Annotated in this window: 11 protein-coding genes; 5 read left to right on the top strand and 6 right to left on the bottom strand. The window is 36.9% G+C overall.

Annotation, left to right across the window (positions count from 1 at the left end; genetic code table 11):
* Positions 1-183 precede the first annotated feature (183 nt).
* Together HPC41_RS03175 and HPC41_RS03170 are read left to right on the top strand one after the other, a co-directional pair.
* Entirely contained in the window at positions 184-570 is a 387-nt protein-coding gene (locus HPC41_RS03175) for a hypothetical protein (protein ID WP_172392535.1), read from the top strand.
* 57 nt (positions 571-627) lie between these two features.
* A complete protein-coding gene (locus tag HPC41_RS03170; RefSeq protein WP_172392534.1) occupies positions 628-1,038 on the top strand; it encodes a hypothetical protein in 411 nt (136 codons plus the stop codon).
* Positions 1,039-1,185: 147 nt separating this feature from the next.
* Here the strand turns inward: HPC41_RS03170 and dnaA are convergent, their stop codons facing one another.
* Positions 1,186-2,610 (bottom strand): chromosomal replication initiator protein DnaA, encoded by a 1,425-nt coding sequence (gene dnaA, locus HPC41_RS03165; protein ID WP_104384755.1) that lies wholly within the window; start codon positions 2,608-2,610, stop codon positions 1,186-1,188.
* Between the two features lie 557 nt (positions 2,611-3,167).
* Positions 3,168-5,096, bottom strand: a complete 1,929-nt coding sequence (gene dxs, locus HPC41_RS03160) for a 1-deoxy-D-xylulose-5-phosphate synthase (protein ID WP_172392533.1) — start codon at positions 5,094-5,096, stop codon at positions 3,168-3,170.
* 159 nt (positions 5,097-5,255) lie between these two features.
* Between dxs and HPC41_RS03155 the strand changes: the two genes are divergently transcribed.
* On the top strand, positions 5,256-6,044 hold the full coding sequence (locus tag HPC41_RS03155; protein WP_172392532.1) for a segregation and condensation protein A: 789 nt from the start codon (positions 5,256-5,258) through the stop codon (positions 6,042-6,044).
* Positions 6,045-6,160: 116 nt separating this feature from the next.
* Here the strand turns inward: HPC41_RS03155 and thiL are convergent, their stop codons facing one another.
* The gene (gene thiL, locus HPC41_RS03150) at positions 6,161-7,213 is read right to left on the bottom strand and encodes a thiamine-phosphate kinase (RefSeq protein WP_172392531.1); all 1,053 of its coding nucleotides are present in this window, start codon (positions 7,211-7,213) and stop codon (positions 6,161-6,163) included.
* A 155-nt stretch (positions 7,214-7,368) separates the two neighbouring features.
* Positions 7,369-8,364, bottom strand: coding sequence for a quinolinate synthase NadA (gene nadA / locus HPC41_RS03145; RefSeq protein WP_121125406.1), 996 nt, complete (start codon positions 8,362-8,364; stop codon positions 7,369-7,371).
* 2,854 nt (positions 8,365-11,218) lie between these two features.
* On the opposite strand from nadA, the gene nadB reads away from it, so the two are divergent.
* Positions 11,219-12,811, top strand: a complete 1,593-nt coding sequence (gene nadB / locus HPC41_RS03140; protein WP_172392530.1) for an L-aspartate oxidase — start codon at positions 11,219-11,221, stop codon at positions 12,809-12,811.
* A 5-nt stretch (positions 12,812-12,816) separates the two neighbouring features.
* Positions 12,817-13,323, top strand: coding sequence for a gamma carbonic anhydrase family protein (locus HPC41_RS03135; protein ID WP_108635422.1), 507 nt, complete (start codon positions 12,817-12,819; stop codon positions 13,321-13,323).
* Positions 13,324-13,380: 57 nt separating this feature from the next.
* Here the strand turns inward: HPC41_RS03135 and HPC41_RS03130 are convergent, their stop codons facing one another.
* Positions 13,381-14,976: an Ig-like domain-containing protein gene (locus tag HPC41_RS03130; RefSeq protein ID WP_246250328.1), complete on the bottom strand. Its 1,596-nt coding sequence runs from the start codon at positions 14,974-14,976 to the stop codon at positions 13,381-13,383.
* Between the two features lie 158 nt (positions 14,977-15,134).
* The gene (gene mnmG, locus HPC41_RS03125; RefSeq protein ID WP_172392528.1) at positions 15,135-16,994 is read right to left on the bottom strand and encodes a tRNA uridine-5-carboxymethylaminomethyl(34) synthesis enzyme MnmG; all 1,860 of its coding nucleotides are present in this window, start codon (positions 16,992-16,994) and stop codon (positions 15,135-15,137) included.
* Positions 16,995-17,084: the final 90 nt, after the last annotated feature.

Genomic DNA, 17,084 nt, shown 5'->3' with positions numbered 1-17,084 from the left:
CACTTATTTAAAACAAGCAGTTTTATATCTTACATAAAAAAAATATACACATGATTTTAAATCATTTATAATGGTGAATAGCGTTAAAAATTTGTTAAAGTAACATACTTGATACAATATAAATTGACTTTGATAGTTTTTATAGCAAGACATCATAGTTGTAACTTTTTAAATACAATAGATATGAAAAAGCTAATTTTAACAGGTATAGGGATGTGTCTGGCACTTAGCCTAACATTTGCCCAACAGGTCACACCAGAGGAAACTGCGGCAAAAGCCACTACCGAGCTGGTACAGAAGCTAAATCTGAACGATGAGCAGAAGACTGCCATATCCTCCATTCTATTGGATCAAGCAAAAGCAGAAGAAACAATTTTAAAAGACAGTACTTCCACTGCGGCTGCAAAAGGTGAAACCCTCAATAAAATTCAAACAGAAGTAGACGGCAAAGTGAGTCAATTACTGACGGAAGATCAAAAAACCATCTATCAGAAGGTAATTGCCGAACGCCCGGCAAAATCTGTCCCTACACCTACTGAACCTTCTAAAACAGAATCCAGTACGAATTAAACAAAAAAAACAGACGCTAATAAATTCATTGAATAATTTCATCTAAAATTAAACATCATGAAAAAGTTATTTTTAACCGGTCTAGGATTTTTTCTGGCAATGAGTCTCACCTTCGCACAGCAAACGACTCCAGAAGAAAATGCAACCAAAGTTGTGACCGAATTGGTCACAAAGCTTACGTTGAATGACGAACAAAAAACAGCCGTATCAACAATTGTATTGGATCAAGAAAAGGCAGTAGCGGCGCTTATACAGGATTCTACCACAACTCCTGAGGTAAAAAAAGAAAGCATTACAAAACTCCAGGGTGAATCAGATAGCAAAATTGCGCTATTATTGACTGATGAGCAAAAAGCAGCCTTTCAAAAATATATTGAAGAGCGGCCAGCGGTAGACATTCCCCCAACCCCAACACCACCAACAGAACAAAAGGAAAATAATAACGAAAACAGCAATCAACAACAATAATCATTTTACTCAATTAAGAGGAATGTATTAAACCTCTGAATATGCTTAGGCATATTCAGAGGTTTTTTATTATATCATCCTCCATGGTTACAAAAAAAGGCTGTCCAGATAGACAACCTTTTTACTTTAACTCGATATCAGTCGACATTAAGATTTTAACTTCTTCATAATGTCGCTGACATAAGTCTTAAATTTCTTGTCAGTTTCAATTAAATCCTCAACGGTTTGACAGGCATAGATGACTGTTGAATGATCTCTTCCTCCAAAGAATGCGCCAATCGATTTAAGTGAAGATTTTGTGTGGGCTTTTGCTAAATACATCGAAATTTGCCTGGCCTGCACGATTTCACGTTTCCTGACCTTTGACTTTACCATGTCCACAGGAACTTCAAAGTATTCACAAACTAGTTTCTGAATAAAATCCATTGAAATTTCCTTGTGTGTATTTTTCACAAAATTCTTCAACATCGATTTAGCCAATCCCAAATCAATTTCCTTTTTGTTCAATGTTGATTGAGCCAATAGAGAAACCATTGCCCCCTCCAATTCACGAACACTGTTATCGATCTGTGTTGCTACATACTCCACGACATTTTCGGGTAACTCAATGCCATCAGAATACATTTTTTTCTTCAAAATCGCCATTCTTGTCTCAAGATCCGGAATTTGAATATCTGCAGATAATCCCCATTTAAAACGGCTAAGCAATCGTTCTTCTAAACCAGCTAAATCTTTAGGCGCTTTGTCAGAAGTCAAAATGATTTGCTTCCCAGATTGATGCAAATGATTGAATATGTGGAAGAAGATATCCTGCGTTTTCTCCTTACCAGCAAAGTTGTGCACATCATCCATGATAATCACATCCATTGCCTGATAGAAATTTACGAAATCATTGATAGTATTGTTTTTCAATGAGTCCACAAATTGTTGACAGAATTTCTCACAGGACACATAAATGACCAACTTATCGGGAAGATTTCTTTTAATTTCATTACCGATAGCTTGGGCAAGGTGCGTCTTTCCCAAACCTACATCACCATAGATCATTAAGGGGTTGAATGAAGTACCTCCCGGCTTGTTTGCTACAGCGTAGCCTGCAGAACGAGCAAGACGGTTACACTCACCTTCAATAAAATTCTCAAATGTGTAGTTTTGATTCAATTGCGGATCAACCTGCAATTTCTTTAATCCAGGAATAACAAATGGATTTTTGATATCTCTGTTCAAAGATACCGGCACAGGAATAGATTGCCTCTTTCCCTCTGCCCCATTGCCATTCGATGGAAGATTAGTCGTATAGGGATGAGAAGCCGACGACTTCTCAACTACAATATTGTATTCCAATCTACCTTGTTCTCCCAGAAACTTCTTTACGGTCTTGCGAAGAATACCTACATAGTGTTCTTCCAACCACTCGTAAAAAAATAAACTAGGTACTTGAATAGTCAAAACGTCACCCTCCAAACGGACTGCTTTCACAGGTTCAAACCAGGTCTTGAAACTTTGCGCTGGTATATTATCTTTGATAATCGAAAGACAATTATTCCAGACACTTGAATACGTTTTTTCCATTCTAAAATTGTTAATAAGTTGATTTACAATACGCGACAAAAAATATGTTGATAACTTTCTCTGAGAACGAAGATGACAAAAAAAAATCAGCTAAAAAACTAAAATATAAAATATTTAATAAAACCATAAATATCAGCTAGTTAACTTGTAAAATTGTGGAAAACTTGCGCTAAAATTGATCTCTAAAAATAATTATTAACATTCCAAATTTATTTCAAAAAAAAGAACAAAAAAAGTAGTAAACATACTACAGATCAGTCTTAAAGGTCTAGAACTAAATTAACCAAAATAAAAGCGAAATACAACCTTTAGTTCATATATTTTTAATATTAAATTTATAAGAATTTAAAGTATGCTTAACAACATTACCCAGCATCTTTCTATTCTATTCCACAGCCCTTATTGAAAATAGAAAAGTATATTATCAGGTGCCATTGCTAGATCATTTTTGTAACATTACCATCTCGTAAGATGCTAAAGAATAAACTGGTTTCAGCACAAAAAAAAGGAAATCCTTTAGAAGATTTCCTTTTTTTGTTCCATATAAGTGCTTAGATCTACCCAACCATCGTATGGGTAAATTTTCCATCACACATTTTCTTTCCTTCTTGTACAATTGCAGTTGCATCATAATGCGAATTCTTCCACTGGGCGCCCTGCTCAGCATGCTCAACAACGCGGTCGGGAATACCTAGTCGTGCAACCTGGCTACTGTATCCATGATCTGTCATAAACTCTAATACAGCAGAACCTATACCACCTTGTAGACAACCGTCTTCCACTGTGATTATCTTTTTAAATTTTTTAAAGACTTGATGCAATAAAGCTTCATCCAAAGGCTTTGCAAACCGCAGATCATAATGTGCAGGATGGATGCCCAATTCATTCAATTGCTGTACAGCTTTCACAGCTTCGTTTCCAATGGTGCCGAAACTTAAAATAGCGAGCTCTTCACCTTCAGTAATAATCCGTCCTTTTCCTACTTCTATTTCTGTAAATGGGCGACGCCAATCTGGCATCACACCATTTCCTCTCGGATAACGAATGACGAAAGGTCCCTTATTAGGTAATTGTGCCGTATACATCAAGTTTCTGAGCTCCTCTTCATTCATTGGAGCAGAAACCGTCATATTGGGGACACAACGCATAAATGCGATATCATAAGCTCCATGGTGTGTTGCCCCATCAGCTCCTACTACACCCGCACGATCCAGGCAAAAGACAACATTTAAATTCTGTAGGGCAACATCGTGGATAACCTGATCATAGGCGCGCTGCATAAACGACGAATAAATATTACAAAATGGTAATAAGCCCTGAGTCGCTAAGCCAGCACTAAATGTGACAGCATGTTGTTCCGCAATACCAACATCAAATGCACGATCAGGCATTGCATTCATCATGATGTTCATTGAAGAGCCTGAAGGCATTGCTGGCGTAATACCAACGATTTTTTCATTCGCTTCCGCAAGTTCGACAAGTGTATGTCCAAAAACATCCTGGTATTTTGGTGCTACCGGTTTTTCACTGGAAGATTTCTTTATCTCTCCAGTAATTTTATCAAATAGACCCGGCGCATGCCACTTCGTCTGATCTTTCTCCGCAAGTGCAAATCCTTTTCCCTTAATTGTTACCACATGTAGCAATTTCGGACCGGGTATATGTTTAAGATCCTCAAGTGTCTTGGCTAATTTCTTTACATCGTGTCCATCGACCGGACCAAAATATCTAAAGTTCAATGACTCAAAAAGATTAGCATTCTTTAATAGGGTCCCTTTGATACTTTTCTCTAATTTTTTAACAATACCGAGTGCATTTGGCCCTACCTCAGAAATTTTTGTTAATACAGCAGCGATATCATCCCGAAATCTATTGTATCGTTTCGATGTCGTAATACTTGTCAAATATTCTTTCAGTGCACCAACATTTGGATCTATAGACATACAATTGTCATTCAAAATCACCAATAAATTGGATTTAGCGATACCAGCATGGTTCAATGCTTCAAATGACATCCCACCGGTCAAAGCTCCGTCTCCAATAACCGCAATATGCTGACGATCTTTTTCTCCTTTTATTTGTGAAGCAACGGCCATCCCTAACGCCGCTGAAATAGACGTAGAAGAATGCCCTACTCCAAAAGCATCGTATTCGGATTCGAAACGGTTAGGAAAACCCGAAATACCGTTTTCAATACGATTCGTATGAAATACATCGCGACGTCCAGTCAGAATTTTATGACCATAAGCCTGATGGCCTACATCCCAAATCAATTGATCATAGGGTGTATTCATTACGTAATGTAACGCCACCGTTAACTCAACGACTCCCAAACTTGCTGCAAAGTGACCACCATTCACCGAAACTTGATCAATAATAAATTGACGTAATTCCTGGCTTAGTTGTTCTAATTGGTCTTCCTTTAGCTTTTTAAGATCAGAGGGATCGTTTATTTTACTTAATAGTTCTCCAGCCTCAAATTGCATAGTACTGCTATTTACATTAAATGTTCACACAAAGTAACAACAATTTTATTTAATCTTTAAAATAAATCGCATTTCCATATTGTGCTACAACAAATAAAAACAGCAATAGTTTCCATATGAATAATTCAACAGATTTTATTATGTAAATTTGTATAAGATATGCAAGTAGAAGAAGGTTACGAAATCAAGCTTCCTCAATTTGAGGGACCTTTTGATTTATTACTATTTTTTATCGAGCGGGATGAACTGAACATTCATGATATCCCCATTTCGAAAATTACCGATGATTTTTTGTCCTACGTAAGTCAGATGCAGGCACTCAATATGGAGATGGCCAGCGAATTTATTTTTGTAGCCTCTACATTGATGCGTATAAAAGCAAAGATGCTGCTTCCGAGACCAGATCTGGATGAAAATGAAAACGAAGTTGATCTAAGAGAAGATCTCGTTCAGAAACTTATTCTCTATAAACAATTTAAAGAGGTCTGCGAAGGTTTAAGGGTAATGGAAGAAAACCGCCTCCAGTTGTATAGCAGAGGCAATATTCATTATGATATACGCCAACAACTTCAATTGGATGCTACAGGTGAAAACCTAGATAGCTTTGATCTATACGGCCTGATGATGATCTATGAGCAAATGATGTATCAATTTCGCAATAGACCACCAGAAGTAACGCATACTGTTGTAAAGTATCCCTATACGATTGAACAACAGAAAAAAGCAATAGCGGAGCTTATTGAAATCAATAAGAAATTAGATTTTCAGGAACTATTAAAGAATTCTGAAAACAAGGTTCAATTTGTCTATAATTTTCTGGCTATTTTAGAAATGCTCCAGCAGCGTCTTCTACAGATCGAAGTGGGATTAGGATACAACAATTTCAATGTCGAGGAGCGGGATCCGAAACAGGAGGATCTGATGCTCGAAGAAGAACTGGAACAATAAAAAAGTTGTCCAACTAAAGTTGGACAACCGTTTTTGTTTTTTCCCAAGCATTTTGATATTAGATCCCCAAATTCCCAATAACTGAAGGCTTTGCTGTCCTTCTAAAAATCCTTGATTTAATCCTTTTTTTTGAAGGCATTCCAGCCTTGGGCCATTATTGGGTAAAGATTTCCAGATTTGGAAATCATTTCACAGCCTTCTGAAGCCGCTGTCATATAACCAATAATACTGATATCAGGTAAATTCTTGATCTTATCATGATCCGACTGTGCTATTGTAAACAACAGCTCATAATCCTCTCCACCATTAAGTGCTGCTACTGTCGGGTCAATACCGAATTCACGTCCGGTATCGTATGTCATTTGATCCAACGGAACTTTTTCTTCATACAATCTACAGCCTTTATCTGACTGCTTGCAAATATGAAGTATTTCCGACGCCAGCCCATCCGAAATATCCATCATTGCGGTCGGTAAAAGATCTAATTTTGCAAATAACTCAACAATATCTTTTCGCGCTTCTGGTTTTAACTGACGTTCGACAATATAGTCTTTACCCTCCAGATCTGGCTGTACATTAGGATTCTCCAAATAGATATCTTTTTCCCTTTCCAATAGCTGCAATCCCATATATGCTGCTCCTAAATCTCCAGATACACATAATAAGTCACCTTCCTTTGCTCCGCTACGGTAAACAATCTTATCTTCATCGGCATAACCTATACTTGTCACAGAGATAACGAGCCCCTGTGCTGAAGCCGAAGTGTCCCCGCCAACCAAATCAACATTATACTTCTTGCAGGCAATCAAAGCGCCTTGATAGATCTCTTCTACGGCTTCCAGTGGAAATTTGGAAGACAAGCCGATAGAAAATGTAATCTGGGAAGCTATTCCGTTCATCGCATAGATATCGCTCAAATTAACCTGGACTGCCTTATATCCCAAATGCTTTAAAGGGACATATCGCAGATCAAAATGAATACCTTCCAAAAGCAAATCAGTAGAGATCAAAGTCTTCTTTCCTTCAAAATCCAATACTGCTGCATCATCACCAATTCCTTTAATGGTAGATTTTTCTGTCAGCTCCACTGCTTTACTGATATAGTCAATTAAACCGAACTCCCCCATTTCCTCCAAATTGGTGCGTTCAGTATTATCAAAATCAAACATGTTAAAAAATTTAAAATTTTAAACTATCCTATAATGGCCAAACAAGTATCTCATAACCAATATGGTTTACCCCGTAAATAGCATTATAAAAACAATAATCGATATGAATACCAATGTGTTATCATATCGATTATCATCAAAAATTATACAAATTATTACAATCCCAAACTTGCTGATATCTCCAACATCCGCTCAATAGGACGTTGTGCACGAAGTATGACATCCTCAGGAAGTAAAATTTCAGGAGATTCATATTTCAAACAATTATAAAGCTTCTCAAGCGTATTAAGCTTCATGTGAGGGCAATCATTACATGCACAGGCATTGTTCGGTGGTGCAGGAATAAAAGTCTTCCCAGGACTCGCTTTCTGCATCTGATAAAGAATTCCAGATTCTGTAGCTACAATATAAGCCTGTGCATTATCCGTTTGCGTAAACTTAAGCATCCCCGATGTAGAACCCACATAATCCGCTTTAGCCAAGATATGATCTTCACATTCAGGGTGCGCAATAAACTTAGCTTCAGGATATTCGCTCTTCAGGCGATCTATTTTATCTTGAGAAAAAATTTCATGAACCATACAAGCACCATTCCATAACACCAGATCACGCCCAGTTTTTTTCTTTACATAGGCACCCAGGTTACGATCGGGTCCAAATATGATCTTCTGATCTATTGGAAGGCTCTCCACAATCTGCACCGCATTGCTTGATGTACACACGATATCTGAGAGCGCTTTTAATTCAGCAGTACAATTCACGTAGGTGATCACCAAGTGATCTGGATATTGCTCTTTAAACTTGGCAAACAAATGTGGCGGACATGAATCGGACAGCGAACATCCAGCTTTAGCATCCGGCAAGATGACCTTCTTTGTTGGCGAAAGTATCTTCGCTGTTTCCGCCATAAAATGTACTCCGGCAAAAACAATTAAATCGGCATCTGTCTTTGCAGCCTCCTGGGACAAGCCTAAACTATCTCCAATATAGTCTGCAATATCTTGAATTTCAGATTCCTGATAATAATGTGCCAAAATTACAGCATTCTTTTCTTTCTTTAATCGTTGGATTTCAGCTACCAAATCCAATGAGGGGTCAATCGGAGCATCATTATATCCTTTTGCCTGAAGCTCATAATTTACAATTTCCATGCGGGTACTTTCAACAGTTTATGAACAACAAAAATACGCATTGTTACATATATAAAAGTCAATAAAAAGCAAATTAATCAAATATGTAGCTGAGCGCTAATGAGGAGAAAACGTAAATTTTAAATTAAATTATTATCATTAAAATAAACAAAAAGAGATTCAACCCAATTTAAACCTTTTTTGAATTGAATATTCAGAAAACTACCTGGCAATATACATTATATCAAAAGCTCAGAGGGTTTGAGCCCAAATATTTCTAACGTAGAAAATGACTTTCTCTCTATTTTCCTCCTATTGAACGTTCTTAGGCATAATACAAAACAAGCAAAAATATAGCATAAACGGAAGCTTTATTTATTAACATTTCACATTCAACTAAGATTTTGTACCCGCCACAATTTAAAATTTGCCAAGAGAAAAGGAAAGAAAAAATATATGAAAAGCTCAAAGGTTCTAAACGAAAGATGCAGCGTCCTGTTTACAACCGACAGCACAAATCACCATAACATAGCTAATGACAAAAGGAAGAGATTGCAAGGGAGCCTGGCTGCTTCCATTCTAAACTCGTTTAGAATAGAATATTTACATACCGTAGCCCAACAGCCAACTTTTAACAAAACGTAGAAGACTTTATTTCGATAAAATTTATTGTTTGAGTCTATAAATTGGAGGGAGATGCATTAGGTTTATTTTTTCGATTATCAAATCTCGAATAAAGCCGATGAGAATCGGATATTTTCGATGTATTATAGTCTCATATCGTACAATTAATCCTCAGAGGCCTCAATTTGTAAACGGCATATCATATAGTATAACATATAAAAGCGGACTTGTTCGCAATAGCCAAGCGAACAGCGGTATTGGTTAACACAGTTTTGCGAACAGTTCTATGCGACAGGTTAGTTCAGTGTTTTCGTATTTAAAGTCTTTTAGGATACGATTATCACACAAAGACCGAAAAAAAATAATTACAGCAGAAGCTAGCGGGGTTTAATTCTATCTATCACATCAAAACGGTATGCTTAACGCCTATAGAATGTGATATTTGCCTCCCTTTTGGCTAAATAAAATTTTATGAAAATCTAAAACAGTTTGTATGAAAAGTTTTAAAAATATTATTCTCGAATTCCAATAGATTTTGAACTAGCTGCTAAAAAAAATATGAACTGTAAATACCAGCTATAAACTACATTTTTATAAAATAATACTATTTTAAATTATAATAATTTATATAAAATTATTATAATTAATAAATATATAAAATTTCATAGGAAATATCACATCCAAAAATTGAAAAAATCTATTTTAAATAACAGAATAGGGCTTTACATTCTAATAAATCCGATATACTATTTAAAATAAAAATTCATTGTAATCACAAGGACTTTATTTTCGAAATAAGCCCTCTGAAATTCGTCTAAAAAATTTATCCTCTCCGATAATGGTAATTATCGCAATCTAAAAGACTTAAATTATATTTTTTTTAAATTCCCAATCGATACCGGGTCGCAAATATAGTAAGAATGTTCATTCCACAATAACTTTTTTTATTAATAATTCCAAAAATTTGATCCATATGCTATTAGCTTTTGAAGCGGATTAAAGATATATCGATAGACATATCACCAAGTCTCTCAAAATCCAATAATTAATTAAAACAGCGTTTATCTAAAAAATATTCAATTCTAATCGAGTTTATTTATGTTAAAATTTATGACAAACCCTCCAGAAATCGCATAATTACTGATAAAGCACACAAAAATCAAAATATCGCAAAGAAATCGGCTATAAACTGATCTCCGAATGCATCTGTCAAATTTTCTGCTAATAAATCAATATTTTGAAATTTATTTTTCAAAAATTGATTCCGATTGTCCCAAAGTCTCTTAAAATACTGTAAAATCTTAAAAATTTTATAAAAAATCCAATATGTAAATCTAAATGGCTTTAGAGAAACAAAAAGCTGGATATCGGCAAAATTCCAATTGAAATATTCCATAAAAAATCATTAGAAACGATTTTTGAATAGAATATTTCATTTTTTTTTTGAAATCTCGTAAATATCAAACCCTAAAGCGTCCAAATCCTAAATTTTTTCCATTTTAAAATTTTCAAACGCTTTCAGACTTTCATAAAATTGGGATAAAACTCCAAGAGCCTAAATAATTTAATCTACACGGTTCAAAACCCGAGTTTTGGACTAAAAGACATAATATTCCCAATACAAACCCTTTTATAAATCCATAAAAAGTTGTTTAAAAAATTTTAAAAAAAATATTCAATTCTAAAAAGGTCAAAAATACCTTCAGAATTTTTTGCTTGCAAATAAAGCCGTTTAGAATTCGATATTTAAAAAGGGGAGTTGGTGCCCTAGTAAATATTAAACTCTAAAAAGGTTTGATTCGATATTGACAAAACTAAACAAAGATTTCCGAACGTATTCCACAATCTTTTTTTTCAATAAATACTAATATTTTAAATTAAAGATTCTCTTATTGTTTATTAGGGTGTGGAAAAGTGGTATAAATTGATCTGAATCGATTTTGATTTGCGGTTTTTATGGAGTTTTCAACAATTTTTCAACAGAATTTTTGCTTTAAAGAGCTGATTTTTAAAAATCTAATTTTTTCCGTTTTTTATTTTCCATAATTTTTTGTTGAATAGTTAGTGTCGATAAAATGTGGAAATCTATCAAATTTTATGCGGAAAAATAATTGGAATTCGTGCTGTGAATAGGGGATCTGGGGAATGTTAAATACTTTTCATTTTTATTTAACCTTTTATTTACACGTTTTCCACATTTTTCGTTAATTTCAACCATCACTTTTGGGGATAGTTTGTGAATTTTAAATATATGGCAGATAGAAAGGTAGATTTTTTGGTCATTGGATCAGGTATTGCCGGATTAAGCTTTGCGTTGAAAGCTTCAAAATTTGGTAAAGTGTTGATAGTCACGAAGTCCAATGAGGATGAGTCTAATACAAAATATGCGCAGGGGGGAGTGGCTGCCGTTGTGGATAAGTCTGATAGCTTCGAAAAGCATATCATTGATACTCAGATAGCTGGGGATGGATTATGTGATGTGGAAATTGTGGAAAACGTCGTTAGGGAAGCACCGGATCGAATTGCTGAACTTATTTCCTACGGAACCTCATTTGACAAGGAAGAATCGGGGGTATATGACCTGGCTAAAGAGGGCGGGCATTCGGCTCACCGTATTCTTCATTATAAGGATATAACAGGTTACGAAATAGAAAGAGCATTGTTGGAGCAGGCTCATAGCGATCCCAATATTGAAATTGTCACACATTATTTTGCTATTGATCTGATTACCCAACATCATATGGGGGAATATGTGGATAAGAATAGGGAGGATATTACCTGTTATGGTATCTATGCTTTCAATACTTCATCTCACCTCGTGGACAAAATTTTGAGTAAGGTAACTGTCATGGCTTCTGGCGGTGCTGGGCATGTATATTCGAGTACAACTAACCCGACTATTGCTACCGGTGACGGAATAGCCATGGTTTACCGGGCTAAGGGCAAGGTGCGTAATATGGAATTTATGCAGTTTCACCCCACTTCATTATATAATCCTAAGGATTCTCCGGCATTTTTGGTGTCTGAAGCCGTTCGCGGTTTCGGAGGGATTCTTAGACGGGTGGATGGTGAGTCTTTTATGGAGGAATATGACGAGCGGGCATCATTGGCTCCCAGGGATATTGTGGCACGCGCTATAGATGCCGAGATGAAAAAGTCGGGTATAGATTATGTGTATTTGGATATTACCCATAGGGATAAGGAGGATATCATTAAGCATTTTCCAAATATTTATGAGAAGTGTCTCTCCATCGGATTGGATATGGCGACAGACGTTATACCGGTCACTCCGGCAGCACATTATTTATGCGGGGGAATTTATGTGGATGATTTCGGAAGAAGTAGTATACGCAACCTGTACGCTTGTGGGGAGTGTTCGTCAACCGGACTACATGGGGCAAATCGTTTAGCTTCGAATTCTTTGCTGGAAGCCCTCGTATATGCGCATCGCATCTTTTTGGATGCTACCAAAGCGATTGAATCCATACATTATGTTACTAATGTCCCGGATTGGGATGACTCCAAGACTTCACTTTCCAACGAGGACATTTTGGTTAGCCATAACTTGCGCGAATGTCAGAAAATTATGAGTGACTATGTTGGTATTGTCCGGTCAGATTTTAGATTGGAAAGAGCCCTAAAGCGTCTACATTTATTATATGCGGAAACGGAGGACTTTTATCGTAACACGAGGCTCTCTGTGAAGCTTTGTGAACTACGTAATGTGATCCAGGTAGCTTATATTGTAACCAAGTCGGCTATGCTGCGGAAAGAGAGTAGGGGCCTGCATTATACGACGGATTATCCACAACACTCAACTGTATTACAAGACACAATATTTTAGGACATATGGCACTTATTTTACCCGTTCTGGACAAGTCTCCATTGATCGCAGAAGAATGCTTTTTAGCACCCAATTCGACTATTGTTGGCGATGTGGAGATTGGGCACCATTGCTCGGTATGGTTCAATGCAGTGATCCGCGGAGACGTTAATTATATTCGTATAGGCCATTATACGAATATCCAGGATGGCGCTGTTATTCACTGTACTTATCAAAAGTGCGGGACTACCATTGGTAATTATGTGAATATCGGGCATCAGGCAATGGTGCACGGATGTATCGTGGAGGATTACGTGTTGATCGGAATGGGCGCTATCGTCATGGATAATGCAGTGGTAGAATCCAATGTAATTATTGCAGCGGGGGCTGTTGTTTTGGAGAATACGCGTTGCGAGTCCGGTTTTTTATATGCCGGCGTTCCGGCTAAAAAGGTAAAAGCGCTAACTGAGGAGCAGAAAGCGCTTTTGCAGCAGTTGCCGCACAACTACGTATTATATAGTTCCTGGTTTTAGCTTAAACGTATTAGCAATATAATTTTGCCTTTATTTTTGGCCGTGACCTTGACTTTATTACTTTTTGAGACCACTTAATGAAAAGCTATCTTTTTGTTCCCAGTTTGCGCGTATAGTGAAAACCTTATTTAAGTAGACAACAGGTTCTGGGAAAGTCTTCTTTTCAACATTTCCGGTATCCCATATCCCGTTGTCGTTATCATCCCGAATGACACGTATGGTATATTTTCCTCCTGGAAACTGTTTGTAAACTACCGAGGCGTTATTACTATTTATTTTGTCTAATCTATATATTCTATCTTTTTTCTCATTGATCAGTTCGACCAAGTAGGTTGTATTGCTATCAAGATCCGTAAAATCAAATGTTAGATCCCCATAGTTCTCGCTATCGTCATAAGTAAGATCAAATTTTTTCTCTTTATTTTGCTCTCCGAAATAGCCAGTTATAGCACCTTCGGTAAATTCTATTTGATATTTTTTATCCTTTCTCCAGTTATAGCGGATATGGTAGATATTGGAGTCATTTGTATCGACCGCCAATTGATAATTTGTTCTGAAAAGAGAATCCTCTTTGAATTTTAGCTTGGCTTTATCTATATTTTTTATCGGTGTAAAAGCGGATACCTGAAGGTGATTGATTCTGTCCACCTTTCCATTATTTGGGGTAAATTGGGGATCAATAACTTGTTCAATTTTTACATTTCCTCTTCTGACAAGAATGGTATCCAAAGGTTTCTGATCTTCTGTCAGAACAAGTTTTAAAGAGTCTATTTTTAAATTTGGCAGAAACAATGTAGCCGAATCCGAAGTCTTTGAGAATCGCACAATCTTATCTTTATTATTGACCTCATCGTTCAATATATTTAGTTTGGGATTATCAACTCTTCTATTGAAAATTAATAGGACACTGCCGTTTTTTTCAAACTTCTTTTCCTGTGTACGGAATTTTTTTGGAATCGCTTTAAATACTTCAAGGTTGATATTGGTGAGATCATGTTCCAATACGATGGAATCTTTCAGAAAACCTATTTCTTCATCGGGTGAATTATAAATTCGGTCATTGTTCTTTTCCTGGAGCGCATAGATGCGATATGTTCCTTCACGGAGATTATTTAGTTTGTAATTTCCCGCAGTATCCGTTGTTGTAAAGATATTGGCTTTCTTTTTTCCAAAAATCGAATCCTGGCTTATCGGAATTAGCAGAACTTTAACCTCTTTTAAAACCTCTTTTGTCATTGCGCTCTTTACATTGCCCGATATACTGAGTGAGTCAATTTTATCGCCTGTTGCAAATACATAAGCATAATTTACCAATGCATTTCCTGCATTATAATCTACTAGGCCTTTACCAAAATAAATACTATACGTCGTATTTTTTTCCAGGGAATCTGGTAGCGTGATTTCCAGATTTTTTTTCTTGATTTTGAATTGGGGATTACTTCCCATATCAGGTGTGATACTGAATTCCTTTTGTTGATTGGCCAACTTGACATACTCATCGAATGTGATGACGATTTTTTTCTCTATAAAATTTTTCGAAAAGTTCGTAGGACTTTCCTGTAGAATTTTTGGTGGAATAGAATCTTTGGGCCCTCCTGTTGGCTGTTGTATACTCGCACATTGTATTGACAGCCCAATGAGCATTATAAACATGCTTAAAATAAGTAATCTCGTTTTTAAGCTACTTTTTAGCCTCTCTGAACTACTTTTATTACTTTTTAAGGAAGTTGTCATAAAAAATAGAATATTGTCTTAAATCGCTTATTTTAAGCTTGTTTATTTTTATTTATAAAAACCTGGTAATCAATTAATTAACTCATATGCACCATTAGAACGCTGATATCTGATGGTGATACGCCCGAAATTCGAGAAGCCTGGCCTAATGTTCTGGGCTTTACCTTCGCTAATTTCTGTCTGGCTTCTATGGACAGTGAAGTTAACAAACTGTAATCGAAGTCAGGATTAATTTCTCTATCTTCCATCTTCTTCATTCGATTGACGATTTCGATTTCCTTTTCGAAGTAGCTTTCGTATTTGAGATTAATTTCCGCCTGCTCTATGGTTTCCTTGTCAAATTGGGAAACGTATTGAGCAAAGCCTTCGTCCCCTTTGACGATGTCGTGTATATTAACTTGCGGTCGGGCAAGTACGTTACTTAACCGTGTTTTTTGTGGAAGTGCAGTTGAACCCACTTCCGCCATTACAGTATTCATCTTCTCGAGATCTGTGGAATTCTGCTTGAGGTATTCAATGATGTTATTCGAGTTTTCTATTTTATCCTGCACTTTCTTTAGTCTTTCCTCCCCAACTAATCCTAATTTGTAGGCTAATGGTGTAAGGCGGATATCGGCATTATCCTGACGTAATAATAAACGGTGTTCCGCTCTTGAGGTGAACATACGGTACGGTTCTTCGGTTCCCTTGGTGACAAGGTCATCTACCAGTACACCGATATAGGACTCGGATCTTTTTAGAATAAGTTCTTTATCGTCATTGACGCGTTGATGTGCGTTTATACCTGCAAGGAACCCTTGCGCTGCTGCTTCTTCATACCCTGTGGTTCCATTGATTTGCCCGGCGAAGAAAAGATGTTTCACCAATTGAGTTTCCAATGTTAGGTCAAGTTGCATCGGTGGAAAGTAGTCATATTCTATTGCATATCCCGGACGGTACATCTTTGCATTTTCAAAACCCGGAATGAGTTGCAGCGCTTTTAGCTGTACATCTTCAGGAAGTGAAGTTGAGAAACCATTTACATAAATTTCTACTGTTTTGAATCCTTCCGGTTCCACAAAAATCTGGTGCCGTTCACGCTCCGCAAAGCGGTTGATTTTGTCTTCTATTGAAGGACAATAACGTGGGCCTAATCCTTTGATCCGTCCGGTAAACATGGGTGATTTTTCAAAGCCAGTGCGGAGCATTTCATGCACCTTGTCGTTGGTATATGTAATCCAGCAACAGCGTTGTTCAGTCGGCATTGCTACATCTGTATAGGAGAAACGTCCCTTCTTCTCATCGCCCCACTGTTCTTCCATGAGCGCATAGTTAAGACTGCGGCCATCGATTCTCGGTGGAGTACCGGTTTTCATTCTACCTGATTCGAAGCCCAGTGAAACGAGCTGTTCGGTTAATCCTGTAGCGGCCTTCTCCCCCGTCCTACCGCCTCCGAATTTTTTATCACCGATATGGATTACGCCGTTTAAGAATGTTCCATTTGTTAGGACTACGGCATCCGATTCAATTTCTATTCCCATAGAAGTGATTACTCCGCATGCTCTTCCGTTTTTGACGATTACCTCTTTTACGGTGTCTTGCCACATATCCAGGTTAGGTAAAGACTCTAATTGTAATCTCCACTCTTCCGCAAATCGCATACGGTCATTTTGTGTGCGTGGACTCCACATCGCTGGACCCTTTGAAAGATTAAGCATGCGAAATTGAATCGTTGATTTATCTGAGATGATCCCGGTATATCCACCCATAGCATCTATCTCTCTTACGATTTGTCCTTTGGCTACACCACCTATAGCAGGGTTGCAACTCATTTGAGCTATCACACCCATATTCATTGTAATAAGCAAAGTGGAAGAACCTAGATTAGCTGCTGCTGCTGCTGCTTCACATCCGGCATGTCCTGCACCTACTACAATTACATTATATTTTTTAAACATTTTTCTGTTCTTGTTCCACGTGAAACGCGGTGTTTTATTTGTTTACAAATTTACTCTTTTATTTACGTTCCACGTGAAACGCAAATGAAA

It is taken from the genome of Sphingobacterium prati (assembly GCF_013167215.1).
Taxonomy (GTDB): domain Bacteria; phylum Bacteroidota; class Bacteroidia; order Sphingobacteriales; family Sphingobacteriaceae; genus Sphingobacterium; species Sphingobacterium prati.
This window is presented reverse-complemented; position numbering and strand designations above follow the sequence as displayed.